The sequence below is a fragment of the uncultured Sulfitobacter sp. genome (assembly GCF_947500075.1).
Taxonomy (GTDB): domain Bacteria; phylum Pseudomonadota; class Alphaproteobacteria; order Rhodobacterales; family Rhodobacteraceae; genus Sulfitobacter.
In genome coordinates, this window is record NZ_CANMQS010000005.1 from 271,842 (window position 1) to 292,329 (window position 20,488).

Annotated in this window: 15 protein-coding genes and 1 pseudogene; 6 read left to right on the forward strand and 10 right to left on the reverse strand. The window is 59.1% G+C overall.

The genetic code is table 11. The features are described from left to right. Nucleotides 1–5: 5 nt before the first annotated feature. Together Q1A91_RS17150 and Q1A91_RS17155 are read right to left on the reverse strand one after the other, a co-directional pair. Entirely contained in the window at nucleotides 6–620 is a 615-nt protein-coding gene (locus Q1A91_RS17150; protein WP_299880226.1) for a response regulator transcription factor, read from the reverse strand. Between the two features lie 557 nt (nucleotides 621–1,177). Continuing rightward, on the reverse strand, nucleotides 1,178–1,627 hold the full coding sequence (locus tag Q1A91_RS17155; RefSeq protein WP_299880229.1) for an ion channel: 450 nt from the start codon (nucleotides 1,625–1,627) through the stop codon (nucleotides 1,178–1,180). 75 nt (nucleotides 1,628–1,702) lie between these two features. On the opposite strand from Q1A91_RS17155, the gene Q1A91_RS17160 reads away from it, so the two are divergent. The 4 genes and pseudogenes from Q1A91_RS17160 to Q1A91_RS17175 all read left to right on the forward strand — a co-directional run bounded on the left by Q1A91_RS17160 (nucleotide 1,703) and on the right by Q1A91_RS17175 (nucleotide 8,121). Next, nucleotides 1,703–2,950, forward strand: coding sequence for an efflux RND transporter periplasmic adaptor subunit (locus Q1A91_RS17160; RefSeq protein WP_299880231.1), 1,248 nt, complete (start codon nucleotides 1,703–1,705; stop codon nucleotides 2,948–2,950). Nucleotides 2,951–2,953: 3 nt separating this feature from the next. Next, nucleotides 2,954–6,004, forward strand: coding sequence for an efflux RND transporter permease subunit (locus Q1A91_RS17165; protein WP_299880234.1), 3,051 nt, complete (start codon nucleotides 2,954–2,956; stop codon nucleotides 6,002–6,004). Nucleotides 6,005–6,036: 32 nt separating this feature from the next. Continuing rightward, nucleotides 6,037–7,221: pseudogene (gltS, locus tag Q1A91_RS17170) on the forward strand (sodium/glutamate symporter). A 354-nt stretch (nucleotides 7,222–7,575) separates the two neighbouring features. After that, nucleotides 7,576–8,121 carry a sigma-70 family RNA polymerase sigma factor gene (locus Q1A91_RS17175; RefSeq protein ID WP_299880237.1) on the forward strand — a complete coding sequence of 182 codons (546 nt, stop codon included), beginning with the start codon at nucleotides 7,576–7,578 and terminating at the stop codon, nucleotides 8,119–8,121. Between the two features lies 1 nt (nucleotide 8,122). Here the strand turns inward: Q1A91_RS17175 and Q1A91_RS17180 are convergent, their stop codons facing one another. Continuing rightward, nucleotides 8,123–8,692: a hypothetical protein gene (locus tag Q1A91_RS17180; RefSeq protein WP_299880239.1), complete on the reverse strand. Its 570-nt coding sequence runs from the start codon at nucleotides 8,690–8,692 to the stop codon at nucleotides 8,123–8,125. A gap of 178 nt (nucleotides 8,693–8,870) precedes the next feature. Here Q1A91_RS17180 and Q1A91_RS17185 point away from each other — a divergent pair, with 178 nt between their 5' ends. Beyond that, nucleotides 8,871–10,040: a S8 family serine peptidase gene (locus tag Q1A91_RS17185; RefSeq protein ID WP_299880241.1), complete on the forward strand. Its 1,170-nt coding sequence runs from the start codon at nucleotides 8,871–8,873 to the stop codon at nucleotides 10,038–10,040. 133 nt (nucleotides 10,041–10,173) lie between these two features. Here Q1A91_RS17185 and Q1A91_RS17190 read toward each other — a convergent pair whose 3' ends face one another. From Q1A91_RS17190 to Q1A91_RS17220, 7 genes are all read right to left on the reverse strand, one after another. Continuing rightward, complete coding sequence (locus Q1A91_RS17190; RefSeq protein ID WP_299880244.1) at nucleotides 10,174–11,769, reverse strand: calcium-binding protein; 1,596 nt, start codon at nucleotides 11,767–11,769, stop codon at nucleotides 10,174–10,176. A gap of 296 nt (nucleotides 11,770–12,065) precedes the next feature. Continuing rightward, entirely contained in the window at nucleotides 12,066–13,028 is a 963-nt protein-coding gene (locus Q1A91_RS17195; RefSeq protein WP_299880247.1) for an ABC transporter ATP-binding protein, read from the reverse strand. Then, on the reverse strand, nucleotides 13,028–14,002 hold the full coding sequence (locus Q1A91_RS17200; protein WP_299880250.1) for an ABC transporter ATP-binding protein: 975 nt from the start codon (nucleotides 14,000–14,002) through the stop codon (nucleotides 13,028–13,030). The genes Q1A91_RS17195 and Q1A91_RS17200 overlap by 1 nt, the downstream gene beginning before the upstream one ends. After that, entirely contained in the window at nucleotides 14,002–14,961 is a 960-nt protein-coding gene (locus Q1A91_RS17205; protein ID WP_299880253.1) for an ABC transporter permease, read from the reverse strand. The genes Q1A91_RS17200 and Q1A91_RS17205 overlap by 1 nt, the downstream gene beginning before the upstream one ends. Further along, entirely contained in the window at nucleotides 14,961–15,941 is a 981-nt protein-coding gene (locus Q1A91_RS17210; protein WP_299880256.1) for an ABC transporter permease, read from the reverse strand. The genes Q1A91_RS17205 and Q1A91_RS17210 overlap by 1 nt, the downstream gene beginning before the upstream one ends. Nucleotides 15,942–15,991: 50 nt before the next feature. Beyond that, complete coding sequence (locus tag Q1A91_RS17215; RefSeq protein ID WP_299880259.1) at nucleotides 15,992–17,557, reverse strand: ABC transporter substrate-binding protein; 1,566 nt, start codon at nucleotides 17,555–17,557, stop codon at nucleotides 15,992–15,994. Between the two features lie 92 nt (nucleotides 17,558–17,649). After that, nucleotides 17,650–19,230 carry an ABC transporter substrate-binding protein gene (locus tag Q1A91_RS17220; RefSeq protein WP_299880262.1) on the reverse strand — a complete coding sequence of 527 codons (1,581 nt, stop codon included), beginning with the start codon at nucleotides 19,228–19,230 and terminating at the stop codon, nucleotides 17,650–17,652. A gap of 207 nt (nucleotides 19,231–19,437) precedes the next feature. On the opposite strand from Q1A91_RS17220, the gene Q1A91_RS17225 reads away from it, so the two are divergent. Then, on the forward strand, nucleotides 19,438–20,460 hold the full coding sequence (locus tag Q1A91_RS17225; protein ID WP_299880265.1) for an AraC family transcriptional regulator: 1,023 nt from the start codon (nucleotides 19,438–19,440) through the stop codon (nucleotides 20,458–20,460). Nucleotides 20,461–20,488: the final 28 nt, after the last annotated feature.

Consider the following 20,488-nt stretch of genomic DNA (forward strand, 5'->3'; position numbering starts at 1 on the left):
GCCGGTCAGAACAGACCGGCCTCTTTCGCGATCATCGCCGCATGGGTGCGGTTCTTGGCGTCCAGCTTGCGACACAGCGTTTTGACATGCAGCTTGATCGTCACTTCCTGCAGGTCGATCTCGCGCGCGATCTCCTTGTTGGCCAAGCCACGGGTCAGGCAGGACAAGACCTGAAGCTCCCGGGCGGTCAGCAGCTCTTTCAACGGATGCGCCGTTTCTTCATCTTCCTTGGTCATAAAGTCGATTGGGGCGAACTGTTCACCCATGGCCATGAACTTGATGGCATTGACTAAAGACTTGGCGGCCATGGTTTTGGGCAGAAAGCCGCCCGCACCACGTTCCAACACTTCTTCGGCAATCGCCTTATTGGCAGAGCCAGAGATCAGGGCGACAGGTCTGGGGCGCGTGGCCTCCAGAATTTTGTCCAGCCCTTCAAGCCCGTTCATACCCGGCATCTCGTAATCGAGAAGGACCAGATCAAAGGGATCATGGGCAACCAATGCCTTTTCAACGCTCATCAAGTCGGCGCATTGCACAACCTTGAAACTGCCGTCGCTTTCCAGAAACGCCGCGATGGTTTCGCGCACAAGTTCATGGTCGTCCGCTATCAGAATTCTCACAACGCCCTCGTTTCAATCATTTGCCTACCCTAGCAGCTTGAAGCTGGCCGTTGAACCCGTGTCTGGCCTTTGATGGTTAGAATACCTTTGACGGTCTGTTTTCTACATACAGTTGTTCTGACGGTTGAGGAGCTCAGAATAGGGCAATGGGAACAACACTTTGAAACTACTGATTGAGTTTCCGCATTTCTTGATTTCAATTGCGTCGTTTGAAAGAAGCTGCGCAAATCTGGCTCGTCATCTCATCAGTGATCATCTAGGTTTCATAGCCCTTTAACAGGGTGATCGATTGTGCTGTCGTGCTCAAAACTCAAAGATTTGGACAAATCGAGCTCGACTGATGTGCCTGAGTTTGCTGATGTGCTGAGGTATTATTTGTGGTACATATAATAGATGCTTTTTCAGATATATTTAGATTTAGTAGCTTATGCAAATTATTCGGCGGACTGAGCCTCCGCCAGCAAGCTTTCCTTCCAATCAAGCGGCCTGCCACGTGTTTCGGGCAATGGGGGATCGCAATGCTGTTCCGGTGTGAAGAGGGCTACCACATCTGAGTTTTAACCCTTCGGGGAACCCGCTGAGACATCCGGCAGGATACGACCGACGACGCCGACCAGCAGCGCCGTGCTGATCCCGAACGTCAGCAGACCGTTGATCGCGCAAAACGTGGCGACAATACGGGAGTCGGCATCCAGAACAATGTCGCCGTAGCCAAGTGTCGTATAGGTAACGGTTGCAAAGTAGAAACTGGCCGCCAAGTCAGGCAAATCGGTGATCCAGAGGAAGGCGACCGACCAGGTCCAAACCTGTACCGTATGCGCAGATACCAGCACAAAAACGGCAAACGTCAGCAACAGGGCGGAACGCAATCTGGGGTGTCGGGCCATGTCAAGGAATTGCGCCAGCGTTGAGAAGTACGGGATGCTCCACGCAATCGCGCCGACATGGAACACTGCGCCGAAGGTCAGAAACGCGGTGCCAAGGAGAATTTGCTGAATGGCACCCATGGTGTGTCTTCCGCTTTGTGTTTAGGCTTTTGGTCATTGGGATAGAGACACAGAGAATAGTCAGGAGCAACCGCGATGGGTCGATGCAGCATTCTAGGTATCGTTGGGTTAATTGGTGTGTTGAGCGCTGCTGGAGCGACCGCGCAAGAGGGCACGCCGCGCCCGGCCAAGGTAACGCAGGTCACAGCGAGTGAGGAGACTGTGTCACGCCGGTATCCGGCTGTCGTTCTGCCATCCCGCGAGATTGAGCTGTCGTTCAAGGTTTCCGGTCAGGTCATTGACCTGCCCGTACGTGCCGCATCCGAAGTTGTCGCAGGCGATACGATTGCCCAGATTGATACCCGCGATTTTGAGAACCAGATCACCCAGCTTCAGAGCAGTCGGGAACAGGCGGTTGCCCAGCTTGACGCGTTGCGCGCAGGGGCACGGCCCGAAGAGATTGCAGCGTTGGAAGCGGCGGTGCAATCAGCTCAGGCACAGGTTGAGCAGGCCGATGAAGCACTTGTGCGGGCGGAGGCCCTGCTGGAGCGCGGCGTCGCGACCAGAGCGCAGGTCGAAAGCGCGCAGGCCAATGCCCGTGTCGCACAGGCCAATCTGCGCGCACAGGAAGAGCAGTTGCGGATCGGTGAGATCGGTGGCCGCCCGGAAGAGATTGCGGGCGCCGAGGCTGCGCTCAGGGGGATCGATGCGCAGATCAAGGTCGCGCAAGACAGCCTGTCGGATGCCACCCTAAAGGCCCCCTTCGATGGCATCATCGCGCGCCGCGACATTGAGAATTTCTCCAACGTCTCGGCGGGCCAGAGCATCGTCTTGCTACAGGCGCTCGACGTGGTCCATCTTGCCTTCGACATCCCCAGTCTTGATGTCACGGAACTGACCCGCAATGGTCGAGGCACGATAAAGAACCTTGCGTTTTTTGACTCCTTACCGGGGCAGGAATTCGAAACGGAATTGGTTGAATTCTCTGTGCAGGCCGACAGGGCGACGCAGACATACCGGGGCCGGGTCTCCGTGACAGTGCCGGAAGACGCCTTCATCTTGCCCGGAATGGTGGCAAGCGTGGTTTCCTCGGCGCCAGGAGCCGCGGTGCAGGTTACCGCACCGCTGTCCGCAATCGCATCGGAGGCTGATGGGTCCCCCTTTGTCTGGGTGGTTGATGATGCAGGCGTGGTCTCCGCTGCGATGGTGTCACTTGGCGAGGCGCGTGGCACAATGGTCGTGATCGAAGACGGGCTTTCCGATGGTGATACAATCGTCTCTGCCGGGGTCAGCGAAATCATCGAGGGCATGACCATACGTCCGATCACGCAAGTCGGGAACTAAACAATGGATCTGGCTCGTTTCGCGCTTGAAAAGCGCCTCATCTCCGCTGTTGCGACGGTTCTGATCCTTTTGGCGGGATACTTCGCCTACACGGCGTTGCCGCGTTTTGAAGACCCTGAATTCGTCATCCGCCAAGCGCAGATTGTAACACCCTATCCAGGTGCCTCAGCCGAAGAAGTAGCCGAGGAAGTCACCGACGTGGTGGAGAATGCCCTGCAACAGCTGCCGGGCATTGATGAGGTAAGATCGGTTTCGGCACCGGGATTAAGCACGGTCACGGTCGAATTCACCATTGCCGAGACGCCCACATATACCGAACTTGATCAGACGTTTTCCAAGATGCGGGCGAAGGTTTCTGACGCGCAGTCGCAGTTGCCGCCCAACGCGCTTGGGTCCCGGGTCTTTGACGATTTTGGTGACGTCTATGCGCAATACTACGCGATCACGGGGGAGGGGTTCACGATCTCCGACCTCTATGAATATGCCAAAGATCTGCAACGCGAACTGGTGACCGTCGATGGGGTGTCAAAGGTCGTTCTGAACGGTGTGCAGGAAGAGGTGATCTACGTCGAATACGCCCCTGCGCGCTTGACCGAACTGGGGCTGTCGCCGCAACAGATCCAGCAACTTCTTGAAGGTCAGAACCTTGTGACACCTGCGGGGTCTGTGGTGGCAGGCATGTCGCGTCTGACAGTGAGGCCGGAAACTGCGGTCGGGTCTATTGACGCGATCAAGAACCTGTTGATCAGCAATGGGCAGTCGGGAACATCCTTCCGGCTGGGTGACATCGCTACGGTCTCAAGAGGGCTCAAGGAACCTGCAAGCACGCTGCTTTTCCGCAATGGGGAGCCCGCCATCGGGCTGGGCATTTCCAACACGCGTGGCGGCAATGTGGTGAACATGAGCAACGCGGTCAAAGAACGGATCGCGGAACTGCTGGATGAACGACCCATTGGGATCAACGTGCTGCCGATTTCGGATCAGGGGGCGGCCGTGAAGGTTTCCGTGGATGATTTCGTCGTGAATGTCGGGCTGGCTTTGGCCATTGTTGTGGGGACCCTGCTGATCTTCATGGGATTGCGCTCCGGGATTCTGATGGGGGGCATTCTACTGGTCACGATCGCCGGGACGCTCTTTGGGATGTACATGTACGGTTTGGACATGCAACGCATTTCTCTTGGGGCATTGATCATCGCGCTGGGGATGTTGGTGGACAACGCCATTGTCGTCGTCGAAGGCACTCTGGTGCGTGTTCAACGCGGAGAGGATGCGGGCAAAGCGTCACGCGCCGTGGTCAAGCAAACCATGTGGCCCTTGTTGGGCGGGACGGTTGTGGGCATCCTTGCGTTTTCTCCCATCGGCTTTTCACCCGACAACACGGGTGAATACGCAGGCAGCCTTTTCTGGACCATCGGCATTGCGCTCTTGTTCTCATGGCTCGTCGCGATCTGGCTGACGCCATACTACTGCACGGTTCTGCTCAAGCAGGGCAAGACGGATGGTAAGGCCGGGGAGAACCCGGTCCTCAAAGCATATCGATCCTTGCTGTCGCTTGCGATCCGGGTCCGCTGGATCACAGTTGGGATTACTGTGGCGCTTTTCGTATCCGCCGTTGCGATGTTCAGCGCTGTGCCGCCGGGCTTCTTCCCGTCTTCGACTCGCGATCAATTCGTGATCGACTATTTCCTGCCGCAAGGCGCAGACATCACCCGCACCGAAGCGGACCTCAAAGAGATCGCAGAGTACGCGCGTGGTCTTGAGGGTGTGACAGGGACAAATACGGTTGTCGGCGGCGGTCACCTGCGTTTCATGCTGATCTACGAGGCTGAAAACGGCAATGCAGCCTACGGGCAGGTTCTGGTCGATGTGGAAGATTATTCCATCATCGATGACCTGCGTACGGATCTGCAAACGCATATCGATGAGACATATCCGGAATCCAACACCAAGGTATGGAAGTTCGTGCTTGGGCCGGGCGGCGGGTCGAAGGTTGAGGCGCGTTTCTTCGGCGCTGACCCCGCCGTTCTGCGCGGTCTTGCTGGGCAGGCCAAAACGATCATGTCTGAGGCCGGTGCGGTCGCCGTGAAAGACGACTGGCGCGAACAGGTGCAGGTGGTGCGTCCGGTGATTGATACCGAAAACGCCCGCCGTCTGGGGCTGACACAGGGTGAGATTTCCAACGCCATCTACAGTCATCTCACAGGCACAACACTGGGCGTGTATCGCGAACAGGATGAATTGCGCGATATCGTGATGCGCCCCGTGGAAGAGGCCAGAGACGACATTGCTCAGCTGCGCGACATCCAAGTGTATAGTTCCGCGATCGGCGGCTACATCCCGATTTCTCAGGTTGTGGACAGCTTCGACATTGTTTTCGAAGCAGGCAACCTGCGCCGCATTGACCGTGCTTTGGCCATCACCGCGCAGTCGGACAATGCGCCGGGTGTCCTGTCAGGTGATCTGTTCGACAAGGTCAAGGAACCGATTGAGAACATTACACTGCCGCCCGGCTACAGCCTTGAATGGAAAGGTGAGTACGGCAGCAGTCAGGAAGCCAACGCCGGGCTTGCATCCACCATGCCGCTGGGATTTGGGGCGATGTTCATCGTGGTTCTGTTCCTGTTCAACGCATGGCGGCAGACGATCATCATCTGTCTGGTGGTGCCATTGGCGTTGATCGGGGTGATCTACGGTCTGGCCGGGACACAGACGCCGCTGGAGTTTATGGCCATCCTCGGCATTCTGTCGCTGACGGGGATGCTGATCAAGAACGCCATCGTTCTGATTGATGAGACAGATTCCCAGATCAAGGATGGGAAGGCACGCATGTCCGCCGTGGTGGATGCGGCCGTGAGCCGTGTGCGCCCTGTCTCTTTGGGTGTCTTGACCACGGTGCTTGGCGTTGTGCCGCTGCTTTGGGACCCGTTCTTCAAATCCCTTGCTGTGGTGATCATCTGCGGGCTGAGCTTTGCAACCATCCTGACCCTGATCGTTGTACCCGCGCTCTACACGATGTTCTTCAAAGTGAACCAGTCGGAAACGGCGGAAGGGTAGACCCTATGGATCGAGGCTGAGGGAGAGGCGTCATGCCGGAGATCATCGTACCCGCATTTGTCTCGGTCACACTTGGTTTCGTCGTGTTCTTTCTTGGGGTCTTCCTGACCCGCAAGATTGCGTTTTTGGGAGACTATAACATCCCCGAGCCTGTCTCAGGGGGTCTTGCCGTTGCGGTTCTGACTTGGGTGTTCTTTGCAGTCACAGGCCGGCAGATCACCTTTGATCTTGAAGTGCGGGATTATCTTCTGGTGGTGTTCTTTGCCACCATCGGGTTGAACGCGCGCATATCTGATCTGTTCAGAGGCGGGCGTCTGTTGGTGCTCCTGCTGGCATTGACGCTCACGTTCATGGTGTTGCAAAACGTCATTGGTCTGGTTGGGGTGAGCCTCTTTGGATTGCCGGCGGCCACATCCGTTTTGGCCGGCTCTGCGTCGCTGATCGGCGGGCATGGCACGGCGATCGCGTGGGGTCCGCAGATCGAAGAGCTGACCGGGTTCGGTGCCGCACCCGAGATGGGGGTTGCCGCTGCCACGCTGGGGCTGATCCTTGCAGCGGTGCTGGGCGGCCCGACTGCGAAACGGCTGATCGGCCGCAATGACCTCAAGGCCGAACAGATGGAGGCACCGATTGTCGGGCTTGAGTTTGAGGACAAGGAAAACCCTGACGACCTGATCAACCACGTCAGTCTGATGCGCGGGATGCTTGCGGTCCATGTGGCGATCTAATTGGGGTACATGCTGCATCTTTGGATCATCGCGGCGGGTGTGAAACTGCCGCTGTTTGTGCCCTGTCTGTTGGTGGGGATCGCGATGTCCAATACGGTGCCCTTCCTGCTCCCCAGGATCACATGGCCTGCGCGCACCAAATCGCTCGCGGTCATCTCGGACTATTGCCTCTCGGTCTTTCTCGCGATGTCGTTGATGAGCCTTCAACTCTGGACGTTGGTCGAACTGGGCGGGCCAATTCTGGCCGTCCTTGTGCTGCAAATGGTGATGACCGTTGCCTTCATTCTGGTGATCTTTTTCCGCCTCATGGGGCGCAACTATCAAGGGGCCGTCCTCAGCGCGGGTTTCGCTGGTTTCACGCTTGGGGCGACCCCCACGGCAATCGCCAACATGTCCTCGGTCACAAAGCGCTATGGCCCGGCACCGCTGGCATTCATTCTCCTGCCGCTCGTTTCAGCGTTTTCGTCGATCTTGCAAATGCGGTCATAATTCAGTTCTTCGTCAGTCTCTGATTGCCCTGTGCTTGAAGGACTGACGGGTCGAGTTGAGCGTTCTTCGATGTTGAGGTGGTATGAAGGTTCTGCTTTCGGAATTTATACAGCAGAAACAGAATGCTGCGCGGGAAATTTTGCGCATTGAGCCTCCGCCAGTATCGACCATCCTAACCGTATGATCCCGCAGCTCAAAATGGTCCTGCTTTTCAAGTCCCATCGTGATCGGCCTTGTCGGACTAGCGCTGCCATCGCCGGGATCACTTTGACCCCTCCAACCGCTTCGCTTAAGAGTTGAACGCGCCCTGGCCGGATGAGGGGCCTCATCTGACGATCCCGAAAGCGGAGCGGAATGGCACCAATGGATGACAGCGATCTGATAAGGGACGTGGCGTCGGGCGACAAACGTGCCATGCGGGCGCTCTATCTTCGCTATAACAACGCGGTCTATGCCTTTGCCGTGTCGCGCTGCGGAAATGAGGAACTGGCGTCCGATTGTGTGCATGACACCATGCTGGATGTGTGGCGCACAGCGGACCGTTTTGCGGGAAAATCCAGTGTCAAAACCTGGCTCTTCTCGATTGCGCGGAACAAGCTGGTTGATGCGATTCGCAGGCGGAGCAAGGTGTCTTATGTGGAGAAGGTCCCGGAAGTGGAGGATTCCGCACCCAACCCCGAAGCCGCGGCTATTGCGGCGGCCGAGAAGGCGCAACTGCACGCCTGCCTTCAGAAGTTGAGCGAAACGCATCTTTCTGCGGTGCGTCTGGCCTTTCTGGAGGACATGACCTACCCGGAGATCGCGGAAGTCGAGGCGGTTCCCCTAGGCACCATCAAGACCCGGATTTTCCACGCGAAACAGGCATTGATGCGCTGTCTGGAAAATAGTCTGAGACGCTGAATTACTGCGCCTGAACCAGTTCGACCAACTCCGGGCGGGTGCGCAGCAGTGCCAGCGCTTCCTGCATAAGCTGCGCGTCGGGAAAGGACACCTGCACCAACCCCAATGCGCTTGGACCATCGGTAATCCTGCCGTCCAACGAAGTCAGCAGAGCCGTGATGTCGCCCAGTGTTGCCGTATCGACAAAGCGGATTTGAAGGGCCGGGAGGGCGGATTGCTCACTCGCGGCCTCGAACTCACCGGGTTGATCGGTGATCTGGGGAACGATGGCGAAATGCCAACCCATCACCGCGACAAGGGCAACGGCTGCGTATTGCAGAACCTGTCGCCAGGGGCTGCGGTTGTCGTTGGCGGGCAGGGGGGCTGCTTCCATCGCGGAGGACAACCGATCCCAGACCGCATCAGCCTTCTTGTGAACGGGCCCGTTTTCAAGGTCCATACGCACCGCGCGCATCAGCTCGACTTCAGCAGCCAGCGCCGGTTCCTTTGCCATGGATTGCTCAAACTGCGCCCGCTCCGCAGGAGAGAGGCGGTTCTGCATGTAGTCCATTATCCTGTCGTCGCGGTCCATGATTGCCTGCCTTCGGTTTGCAAGGTCCTGACCTTTGTCGCATACTTCGGGCAGAAGGTTCAAAATGATTGCGGACACGCTATTTTGACTGCGTTCTCCTGATCTGAAAATTTGTACAAACGAATGGGGTACCGCGTGCCTCTGCCTTATCCGCGCCAATCCTGACAGGAGACCTCTTGTGCCCGACGTTGCCCGTTTTTTGCGCAGTTTTTTCGTGATCAGCCTTTCGCTGGCGGTGCTGAGTTGCGCGCCGGTGTCGCACACGGCTTTGACAGGAGGGAGCAGGGCTGCTGATGTTGTGGGCCCGCGCAAGGTTATTGCGTTGCTGCCGGATGCGCGCAGCGTGACGCAGATCCGTGCGGCAGCGCGGGCGGAAGGGTACCGGGAGCTTGATGTGACCCGTTTGCGCGCCCTTGATCTGACAATGGTGACCTTTCGGATGGCCGATGGGGTGACAGGGCCAGAGGCAATTGCCGCGCTGGAGGGTGCTGTGCCGGCCTCAACAGTGGGTATCAACCATGCCTACCGGTTCCAGCAACAGGCCAGCGCGGCCAGATCGCTGGACTATGCCGCCGAGATGATGAGTTGGACACCGGGCGGCTGCCGGGCTCTGGCGCCCATCGGGGTGATTGATGCGGCCATTGATGCGTCGTCGCCTGCATTGGCGGGCGCTCAGATCCGGACACGCAGCTTTTTTGACGGGCCTGCTGCCGCCACGTCACATGGTACGGACGTCGCGCACATCCTTGTGGGTCCGGACCGGCTGCGGGATGCGCGGATTTATGGCGCGAACGTCTTTGGGCAAAGCGACGGACGTGGCCCGAAGGCAGGTGCCGACGCGCTTGTGCGTGCGCTGGACTGGTTGGCCGAGGAGGATGTGCATTTTGTAAACCTCGCGCTTGCGGGGCCTTACAACAAGCTGCTCGATCTGGCGGTGGAGCGCGCGACGTCCCGTGGGCTGATCCTTGTGGCGGCAGTCGGCAATGAGGGGCCGGAGGTCGATCCGCTCTATCCCGCGGGGTTCGAGCGGGTCATTGCGGTGACGGCTGTGGATGTCAGCGGGCGTCTTTACCGGAATGCGGTGCGGGGTCCGCATGTGGACGTTGCGGCCCCCGGTGTGGAGGTCCTTGTGCCGTCAGGCAGCGGCGCGCGGTTTGTGACAGGCACGTCCATCGCGACACCCTTTGTCACGGCACGCCTGGCGGCTGATCCATCGCTGCGCAATACCCGCGATGTTGCCGCCGTGCGCAGGCAGCTTTCCCGCACCAGTGCAGAGCTTGGGCCAGCAGGCCGCGATCCAATGTTCGGATATGGTCTGGCGCTGGCGGACGGGTTGTGCGGGGATTGAGAGCTGAATTTGGCCGCTGGGTCCTCTGCGCAGCGCCATGACGGCAAAGTACAGGCCGCATCACCCCGGATCAAACGGACTGACCCCGCCAGCCACATGCAGGCGGGGCCCAACGCCTTTGCTAAAATGCAGATTACATGATCAGAAAATCATCGGCGCTGAAATCGGCAATCGACGTGTTTTCGAAGGTGACCACCTTGTTGTTCAGGGTCATATCCACGTGGTCCCCGTTTTGGGTCATGTTGCCCAACAGGTTCTCTGTGGTGACGTCCGGGTCAGTTGTGAAGAAGGCGAGGCTGTCGACCCCCAACTCGAAATCGAGGATGACATCGACGCCCTGGTCTTCTTCAAAGAACACGAAGGTATCGGCCCCTTCGCCGCCCTGCATCACGTCGTTTCCAGCACCGCCGCGGATGACGTTATCCTGATCGTCACCGGTGATGGTATCGTCAAATGCAGTGCCTTCGATGTTCTCGAAATTGACGGCGGTTGAGGTTTTTGTGCCGCCCGCGCTGGCCATCGTGCCCGCAGCCAGATCGACCTCCACGGCGGAGGACAGCTGACTGAAGTCCAGCGTATCAATGCCGGCACCGCCATCCAGATCCAGAACGATCTTGTCGAGAATGTTATCCACCAGCACGGCCGTGTCCTCACCGCCGCCAAAGTTGGTCTCCAGCGTCTCGGTGTTGCGCACATCCAGGTTGAACAGCCCGCGCTCAGTCTGGTCGTTGACCTCGATGCGGGCAAATGCCACGCCTTTGTCGGTGACGGAGAATTCAGCGACGTCCTTGTTTTGCAGATCATCATTCACAAGGTCCGTGTCAAAGTTCACCTGAACCAGATCGTTGCCCTTGCCACCATCCATCAGGTCAGAGCCATCGCCGTTGTTCCAGACAAGGTCATCATCGCCCTGTCCGCCTTTGACAATGTCATCGCCTTTGCCGCCCACAAGAGTGTCATCGCCCGAGCGACCAAAGATCTTGTCCGCGCCATCAAGACCGGAGATTTCGTTGTCCTGATTGTCCCCCTTGATGGTGTCATCATACGCGGTGCCGATGACGTTCTCGAAGTTCTGCGCGGTGGAACCGTCCAGCTTGCCGGCCTTGAGGTTGACGTTAACACCGTCTGCAACCTGCGATAGGTCCAGCGTGTCCACACCTTTGCCGCCATCCAGATCCAGATAGATGTCGTTCAGCACATCCCCTTTGAGAACGGCCGTATCATCGCCACCGCCGAAATTCGTCTCCAGCGTTTCGGTGTTGCGGATGTCGAGCTGGAAGAGGCCACGTTCGGTCTGGTCGTTCACTTCAATGCGCGCGAACTGCACGCCGTATTCCGTGGACGAGAATTCCGCGACGTCCTTGTTCTGCAAATCGTCGTTCACAAGGTCCGTGTTGAAATTGACCTGAACCGCATCATAGCCCTTGCCGCCGTCCATCAGGTCTGACCCGTCGCCGTTGTTCCACACCAGCAGGTCGTTGCCGTGCCCGCCAAACATCTTGTCGTTGCCCTTGTTGCCGACAATGACGTCGTTGCCGGAGCCACCATCAAGATGATCTTCGCCGTCACCACCTGAAATCTTGTCATCGCCGAACAGACCAAAGATCAGGTCGTCGCCTCCGTTCCCGTTGAGGTGATCCTTGCCGAAGGTGCCGATGATCAGATCGCTCTTGTCTGAGCCATTGACGTTGTTGCCGAAGAGGAAATTGTAAAAGTTGAAAAAAGGCATTTGGTTTCTCCAGTTGTAACTTGATTTCACTCGTTTTCTCCCCGCTGCCCGGTTGGCGATTGCCGTGGCTTTCAAAGCACCCGGCACCCGCACCTTTGATCAACGAGATGCCCTTGGTCGCACCCGGTTCGAAAACGGTTCAAAAAAAGATTCTGGCGTGGACAGGCGGGCAAAGAGCCGTCTCTGCCCGTGCTCAATCAGTGTGCATCGCACGGCTGCGGGGACCGCAGCACGCGGGCGTCAAAGCTCTGGTTTGGGCAGGGTGTCACGGAGGGGCGTCCCGCAGGACGGCGGCTCTATTCGGCCAGATGACAGGCCACGCGGGACGCATTCAGTTTGCGCATCACGGGCCGTTCCATCTTGCAGATGTCGGTCGCAATCGGGCAACGCGGATGGAAGGCGCAGCCGGTCGGTGGATTGATGGGATCGGGGATCTCCCCCTCCGGCAATTCCGCTTCGCGGCCAAACCCGTCCATGCGCGGGGCGGCTTCCAGCAGCATCTTGGTGTAGGGGTGTTTGGTGTTGGCAAACAGATCCTCGGGGCTGGCTTCTTCAACCAACCGGCCCAGATAGAGAACGCCAATGCGGTCCGCCATATGCTGTACGACGGTCAGGTCATGGCTGATCAACACATAGGTCAGGCCGAAGTTGTCCTTCAGGTCGCTCATCAGGTTAAGCACCTGCGCCTGTACCGATACGTCGAGCGCCGATGTCGGCTCATCGCAGACAATCAGCTTTGGCTCCGACGACAGCGCGCGGGCGATACAAATCCGCTGACGCTGCCCGCCTGAGAACTCATGCGGGAACTTGCCTGCATCAAGGGCGGACAGGCCGACCTGTTCCAGCAGTTTTTCCGCCAGACCCGTGGCATCCCCACCCCGCGCGACAACGGGTTCGACGATGATATCCCGCACCCGCCAGCGCGGGTTGAGAGAGGCAAAGGGGTCCTGAAAGATCATCTGGATGTCAGAGCGGATCAGATCCACCTTGCTGGCGTCTGTTTCACTGGCAAGGTTCACGCCGTTGATCTCAACCGTGCCGGATGTCGGTGTCAGCAACCCGACCAGCATGCGCCCGATGGTGGATTTGCCGGAACCGCTTTCCCCCACAAGCGCGTAGGTGCTGCGTTCCTCCACCTCGAAATCCACATCTGACACCGCTGTCAGGAATGCCTTCGCCCGCCGCTCGATCACGCGGTTCAGCCAGGGTTTGGACACGTCAAAGACGCGGGTGAGAGATTTGACGGAAATCAGAGTCATTACGATGCCTTTGCTGCGACCATCGGGAACCAGCAGGCGGCATGGCCTTCCGCGATTTGCGGGGCAGGGGCGCCCTTGCACTTGGCCTGCGCGTAGGCGCAGCGGGGGTGGAAAGCGCAGCCTTCGGGCACCTTGTTGAGCCGGGGCATCGCACCTTCGATCTGGTGGAGCCGTTCCTTGCCCTGGGACGCCAGCGGGGTAGAGGCCATCAGACCGTGTGTATAGGGATGGCGTGGCGCAGTCAGCACATCGCGCACCGCGCCCAGTTCTGCCAGTCGTCCCGCGTACATCACCGCCACGCGGTCCGCCGCTTCGGCAATCACGCCCATGTCGTGGGTGATCAGCATCACTGCCGTGCCCCGGTCGCGGCAGAGCCGCTTCAGCAGCGCAATGATCTGCGCCTGAACGGAGACATCCAGCGCCGTCGTGGGTTCATCCGCGATGATCAGCGAGGGTTCAGCGCAGAGGGCAAGGGCGATCACCACACGCTGCCGCATGCCGCCGCTGAACTCATGCGGGTAGCTGTCGATCCGTTCGGCCGCACCCGGAATGCCAACTTCTTCGAGGGCTGCGATAGCGCGTTTGTCCGCCTCCGCGCGGCTGATGTCGAGGTGGGTCAGCATCGTTTCGGTCAGTTGATCTCCGACGGTCAGCAGCGGGTTGAGCGAAGTCAGCGGGTCCTGAAACACCATCCCGATGTGCTTGCCACGCAAGCGGCGCATGTCTTCGCCCTTGAGCGCGTCGATGCGCGCGCCATTGAGCCAGATTTCCCCCGCCGCAATATGGGCGGGCGGGCTGAGCAGGCCGATCACGGCATTGCCCGCCATGGATTTGCCCGCGCCGCTTTCGCCCACAACGCCCAGAATTTCGCCCGCGCGGATGTCATAGCTCACCCCGTCGACGGGTTTGACAATGCCCGCACGGGTGGGGATTTCGACGGACAGCCCGCGGATCGACAGAACAACCTCAGACATCAGCGCAACCTCGGGTTCAGCGCATCGCGCAGCCAGTCGCCCAGCAGGTTGACGCTGAGCGCCAGCAGCAAAAGCGTGCAGGCGGGGAAAAGCAGGATCCACCATTCGCCGGAGAACAGGAACCCTTGCCCGATGCGGATCAAAGTGCCAAGCGACGGCTGCGTGGCCGGCGCCCCCACGCCCAGAAAGCTGAGCGTGGCTTCGGCAATGATCGCCAGCGCGAGCGAGATTGTCGCGATCACCAGCACCGGGGAAAGCACGTTGGGCAGGATGTGGCGCAGCATGATCGCATAAGGCGTGCGGCCAATCAGGCGGGCCGCTTCGACGTATTCCTTGCGTTTCTCAACCAGTGTGGCCCCGCGCACGACACGCGCGAACTGCACCCAATCGCTGAGGCCAATGGCGAGGATCAGCACCCAGATCGCCATCTGGTCGCGGTATTCAACGGGGGTAAACCCTTTGGCGACGCCAAAGATCAACATCGCCACAAGGATCGAAGGGAAAGTCAGCTGCACGTCTGCCGTGCGCATGATGATCGTTTCCGTCCAGCCCCCCACATAGCCGGAGATCAGCCCCAGCGTGATGCCCAGTACCATCGCAAAGAGCACCGCCGCCACCCCGACAAAGAGCGAGACCCGCATGCCGTAGAGGATGGTCGAATAGACATCGCGTCCCTGATCATCGGTGCCCAGCCAGAAGCTGTCTCCGGTAAAGGCGTTGGGTGCCATGGGTGGCGTGAAGCCGTTCATCAGGTTCAGCGACGCGGGATCGAACGGATTGGTTGGGGCAATCAGCGGGGCAAAGACCGCAGACAGCACAAGGATCAGCACCACGACGGTCGAGGCGACCGCCACAGGCGAGCGTTTGAACATGTAGAAGATGTCACTGTCGAGAAACACGCGCAGGCGTGATTGCTCCACCGGTTTTGCAGGCATTTCTTTTGCAGGCATATCGGTCATCAGTGCCCTCCCGCACGGTCAACGCGCAGACGCGGGTCGATGAAGAAGTAAAGAATATCAACGATCAGGTTGATGCCCACGAACATCACCGAAATCAGCATCAGATAGGCGGCCATCACCGGGATATCGACAAATTGCACTGCGTTGATGAACAGCAATCCAACGCCCGGCCATTGGAACACCGTCTCTGTGATGATCGCGAAGGCGATGATCGCGCCCAGTTGCAGGCCAATGACGGTGATCACCGGCACCATCGTGTTCTTGAGCGCATGGCGGAAGTTGATCGCGCGCTCCTGCAAGCCGCGCGCGCGGGCGAAGCGGATGTAGTCCTGCCGGAGCACCTCCAGCATCTCGGACCGGACCAGCCGCATGATCAGGGTCATCTGGTACAGGCCCAGCGTGATGGACGGCAGGATCAGCGCCTTGAGGCCGGATGCCGTCAGCAATCCCGTCGACCAATTGCCCACCTGCACCGTATCGCCGCGCCCGAAACTGGGCAGCCAGCCCAGCTCAACCGAGAAGATGTAGATCAACAGGATCCCGATCAGGAAGGTCGGCAGCGATACGCCAATGAGAGAGGCGGACATGATGAAATTCGCCACAAAACCGTCGCGCCGGATCGCGGTAAAGACGCCAAAGGCGATGCCAAACACAATGGCGAGGATGCCTGAGACAGCAGCCAGTTCCAGTGTCGCGGGGGCACGTTCCAGCAGGATTTCCGCCACAGGACGTCCCTGCCGGTAACTGACCCCGAAGTTGCCCTGCACGGCTTCCTGCAGGAACTTGTAGTATTGCACAGGGAAAGACCGGTCGAGGCCAAGCTGCGCGCGCAACCGGTCGATGTCCTCCTGCGTGCGTTCCTGCCCCAGCATATTGTCGATGGGATCGCCGACAAAATGGAACATCGCAAAGGCCACCAGCCCGACAATCAGCAGGACAAGTGCTGACTGCACAATGCGACGAATGATATAGGCCAGCATGATGGTGAACTTCCCAAGGGTCGGCGGGCTGACGCGCCCTCCGGATGGACTTAGTTAACAGTGACCCAGCGCAGGATAAAGAAGTTATCCGGGCGTTGTACCAAATCAATATTGGCGCGTGTCCCCCAGACCAGTGGCTGGACGTATAGCGGCACGTAGGCCGTCTCATCCTGCAAGGTCTGTGCGACCTCATCCAGCATCGCCTGACGTTTGGGTTCATCAATTTCCGACTGGATCATGGGCAGCAGCTCATCCACGCGCGCGTTTGAATAGCCACCGAAGTTCCAGCTGCCCAGACGTTTTTCCTCATTCGGGGTCGAGGCGAGGAAACGGATGGGGTGTTCGGCGTCAAAGGTGCCGGGGGACCAGCCCAGAAGATACATGTCGAAGTTGTCAGCCCGCAGTTCCGGCCAGTAGTTCTGCACCGGCATCGCATCCAGCGTGGCGCGTATGCCGACCTGTGCCAGCATCCCGGTGATCGCCTGACAGACCGCCTCGTCGTTGAGGTAACGATCGTTGGGGCATTTGAGGCCGAAGGAGAACCCATCAGCATACCCAGCTTCGGCCAGCAGGGCGCGGGCGGCGTCCGGATCATAGGCGGCATCATTGCTGAGCGCCTTGGAATAGCCGCGCATCGCAGGGCTGACCAATTGGTTCACCGCTTTGGCATTGCCGCGCATCGTGGTTTGCAGGATCGCGGGCACGTTGATGGCATGGGCCACCGCGCGGCGCACGCGCGCATCGGCAAAGGGATTGGCATCCGTGGTTTCGGCAGAATACTTCAGCGCATCCACTTCATGCGGGAAGCCCAGCATGATCACGCGCGCCTCGATCCCCTGAATGACCTTCACGTTCGCGTCGCTTTTCAGGCGTGCGACGTCCTGTACCGGCACGGGGTTGATGAAATCCACATCCCCCGACAGCAATGCGGCCAAAGCGGTCGCCGGATTCTGGATCGGCGTCAGTTCGGCGCGGGTAATGTTATGTGTGGCGTCCCCCCACCATCCTGCATGTGGCTCCAGCACGGTGCGCAGGCCCGGTTCCCGGTTGGTGATGGCAAAAGCGCCCGTGCCGTTGGTGTTCAGCGTCGCGTAATTGCCGCTTTCCTTGTTCGGGCGCGTGGCATCGTTGGCCGCCGCCCAATCACTGTCCATGATCATCCAGTTCGCAATGCTGTCCGGGAAGATCGGGTTGGGGGAGGTGGTCATGATATCAACGGTGTAGTCATCCACCACGATCACGTCCGACACCGGAGAGAACCAGCTGCGGGTATCGGCTTCCTCGCTTGAGGCGCGCTGATACGAAAACAGAACGTCGGCGGCGGTGAAGGCCGCACCGTCTTGAAAGGTCACCCCCTCGCGCAGTTTGAAACGCCAGCCTGCGCCGGCACCTATCGGTTCCCAGCTTGTGGCAAGCGCGGGTTCAATTGCCATGTCCTGCCCGCGTCGGACCAACCCTTCGTAGACGTTGTTGAGAAAGCCCAGAACCGGGGCGGAGTTCACGGCATGGGGGTCCATCGTCTGCGGATCGGTCGTGACCGCCCATGTGAAGTCCGCTGCCTGCACGGCAGGGGCCATCGCGGCAATGAGGGCTGCATAGCTGAGGGTGCGTAACATCTGAGGTCCTTCCCTGGGCCCAGGCCCATGGCTTTGCGGGTGCGTGAAACAGAGAGCGGCGCGCCGGGATGTCCGGCGCGCCGCGTCTGAGGTTACTTCATGGTGAAGTATTTGACCTTTGGCTGATCCTCGGGATCAACTTCGATGCCGACTTTTTCCGACATGCCCCAGTTCAGAACCTGGTGGTGGATCGGGATGTACAGCTGCTCATCCTGCACGACCCGCCAGATCTTGGCGATGTCGGCATTGCGCGCCTCCAGATCGGTGTTGGAGGCCAGTGATTTGATCATGCCATCCACGTCGTCATTGTCAAAACCGGTACCGTTCCATGTGCCGATATCGGATTCACGGCCGTGCACGAGGAAGTTGAAGATATACTCGGAATCGTAGGTCGGCACGCCCCAGCCCAGCATGTAGAAGTCGGTCTTGCCATCGGTGATCTTGGGGAAGTGCTGCGCCTTGGGGATCGCATCAAGGTTCACGGTGATGCCGATCTGGCCCAGCATGCCAACGGCCGCCTGACAGATGCCTTCGTCGTTGATGTAACGATCGTTCGGGCAATCCAGCCGGATGGAGAACCCATCGCCGTAGCCCGCTTCGGCCATCAGCGCCTTGGCACCTTCGATGTCCGTGGAGGATTCACCGTCCATCGCAGCCGTCCATCCGTTGACGAAAGGCGGTGCGATCATGCCCGCAGGCTCACTTTGGCCGCGCATCACAACCTGACGGATCGCATCGCGGTTGATCGCCATGGACATCGCCTTGCGCACGCGCACGTCTGCCAATGGGTTTTTCCCATCGACGTTGTCGGCTTCGATGTCATCGGCCCCCTGGTTCATCCCAAAGAAGATCACCCGGTTCTGCGGGGCCTGTTTGACCACCAGACCGTCAGCGGCATTCACGCGCTCAAGGTCCTGCACCGGCATGTCCTGAAGGAAGTCGATCTCACCTGACAGCATCGCGGCCACGCGGGTCGCAGCGTTCTGAATGGGGGTGTAGACAATCTCGCTCACTTCCAGCGGGAACTGATCACGGCCCCAGTAGTTTTCATTCCGCGCCATGACGGTTTTGACGTCGGGCTCGCGGCTGACCAGCGTGTAAGGGCCGGTGCCGTTTACATTGGTGGTGGCAAAAGTGATCTCACCGCCTTCGAAATCCTGCACGTTGACGGTGTTGTTCGCCTCCGTCCAACCTTTGTCCATCATGTAGAGGTTTGTCAGGTTCGAGGGCAGGATCGGGTTCGGACCATCGGTCACGATCTCAACAGTATAATCGCCCACCGCGCGCACTTCGGCGATGGAGCCGATGAGCTCTTTCATATCCGAGTTGGGCTGCTTGGCGCGCTCAAAGCTGAACACCACGTCTTCGGCATTGAAATCCGCACCGTCGTGGAATTTCACGCCCTGACGCAGGTTGAACACCCAGACGTTCGGATCGTCGGCTTTTGGTGCCCAATCGGTCGCCAGTGCAGGTTCAAACGCGCCAGTCACGTCGCGGATGATCAGCGGCTCATACATCTGGTGCCGGATCGTGTGCGTCGGTCCTTCGTTCTGCGAATGCGGGTCAAGCGTCAGCGCGTCGCCAGAGCGCGCCCAGCGTAGCGTTTCCGCGCTCAGCGGTGCGGCTGTGGTCAGCAGCATCGCCGCGACTGTCAGTGCCGTTGTCGATTTCATTTTCAGATCCCCTGTGTTGTTGTTTTTTTACAGCCTGTAAACTTCGCTGATTTTCCGCCAATGGCAAGGGCTATGGGGCGTCTGCCTGACGGATTTCCCGATTTTTTTTGGCGCGGCCGAGGCTGATCTCTTCTGAAATCCGAAGGAGATGCCCTGCCGTGCAAAGGGGCTGGTCAAGGTGTGGCGGTTCTCACTACTGTGCGGAGCATGTCCGCATTCCCAATAGCATGGCTGGTCAGCGTCTCATTGTGTGTCGCTGCCTATGTGCTTGCTTGGAATACACGCATACCACGCCGGTCGCGGGTCTTTTTCTGCCTGTTCCTGCTGTGTCTGACCTGTGTCACGGTGTTTCTGGGCATGCGGGTTACGTTCGACTGGAACTGGCCTGCGCGGATGCAGCCCTATGCTGCGATCTTGGCGGCGCCTTTTGCCTATCTTGGGTTTGCGGGACTGATGGAGGACACGGCCGCAGGCTGGCGCCGGACGTTGGTGCGCCATGGTGGGGTTGTTCTGGTTGGGCTGGCAGGGCTGGCGGCACCGTTTCAGGTCTCCGCCGATGTGTTCATCCTTGCCATCAACTGCATCTATCTCGTCTGTCTTGCCCGGCTGCTGGGATATCGACCTGATGCGTTCATATCGGTGCCGCAGCATGCCGTTGGTCTGTGGCGCATGGCCATCTACGTGACCATTGCGCTGCTGGGTCTGATGGTGGCCGCAGATGCGCTGGTGTTTGCGATCAGCCTTGTGGCGCGGGATGCGCAGTTGATGACGCTGCTCACCGGAGTGTCGGGGCTTTTTGCCGGGTTTGTCCTTGTTGTGGCCTTGGCGGGTGTGCCGCTGATCTGGCAGACCGCGCAGGGTGTTGGCGCAGGTGTTGCCGCGCCGTCCGATGGGGACAAAGCTCTGGTGCAGGCCTTTGACGCGATCCTGAAGGACAAGGCCTTGTTCCGCGACAGCAACCTGACACTGGCCCGGAGCGCAAAGCGTCTGTCGGTCCCGGCGCGGGACCTTTCAGGTGCGATCAATCGGGTCACGTCACAGAATTTCTCGCGGTTTATCAACGGCTACCGTATCGAATACGCGACCTGCGCCTTGCGCGACACCGATCTGCCCGTCACGGAAATCATGTTCGAAGCCGGTTTTCTGTCGAAATCCAACTTCAACACAGAGTTTCGCCGCGTGACGGGGCAGACCCCCTCGGCCTTTCGAAAACAGACCGCAACCGAATAGGTCACCTGCGGTCTGCTTTCACGGCCAA

Bases quoted from the DNA above. Each gene is read 5' to 3' on its own strand.
- Q1A91_RS17210 (WP_299880256.1), bottom strand. From the start codon at position 15,941: ATGCTGGCCTATATCATTCGTCGCATTGTGCAGTCAGCACTTGTCCTG.
- Q1A91_RS17220 (WP_299880262.1), bottom strand. From the start codon at position 19,230: ATGAAATCGACAACGGCACTGACAGTCGCGGCGATGCTGCTGACCACA.
- Q1A91_RS17160 (WP_299880231.1), top strand. From the start codon at position 1,703: ATGGGTCGATGCAGCATTCTAGGTATCGTTGGGTTAATTGGTGTGTTG.
- Q1A91_RS17205 (WP_299880253.1), bottom strand. From the start codon at position 14,961: ATGACCGATATGCCTGCAAAAGAAATGCCTGCAAAACCGGTGGAGCAA.
- Q1A91_RS17200 (WP_299880250.1), bottom strand. From the start codon at position 14,002: ATGTCTGAGGTTGTTCTGTCGATCCGCGGGCTGTCCGTCGAAATCCCC.
- Q1A91_RS17190 (WP_299880244.1), bottom strand. From the start codon at position 11,769: ATGCCTTTTTTCAACTTTTACAATTTCCTCTTCGGCAACAACGTCAAT.
- Q1A91_RS17165 (WP_299880234.1), top strand. From the start codon at position 2,954: ATGGATCTGGCTCGTTTCGCGCTTGAAAAGCGCCTCATCTCCGCTGTT.
- Q1A91_RS17155 (WP_299880229.1), bottom strand. From the start codon at position 1,627: ATGGGTGCCATTCAGCAAATTCTCCTTGGCACCGCGTTTCTGACCTTC.
- Q1A91_RS17215 (WP_299880259.1), bottom strand. From the start codon at position 17,557: ATGTTACGCACCCTCAGCTATGCAGCCCTCATTGCCGCGATGGCCCCT.
- Q1A91_RS17195 (WP_299880247.1), bottom strand. From the start codon at position 13,028: ATGACTCTGATTTCCGTCAAATCTCTCACCCGCGTCTTTGACGTGTCC.
- Q1A91_RS17175 (WP_299880237.1), top strand. From the start codon at position 7,576: ATGGCACCAATGGATGACAGCGATCTGATAAGGGACGTGGCGTCGGGC.
- Q1A91_RS17225 (WP_299880265.1), top strand. From the start codon at position 19,438: ATGTCCGCATTCCCAATAGCATGGCTGGTCAGCGTCTCATTGTGTGTC.
- Q1A91_RS17180 (WP_299880239.1), bottom strand. From the start codon at position 8,692: ATGGACCGCGACGACAGGATAATGGACTACATGCAGAACCGCCTCTCT.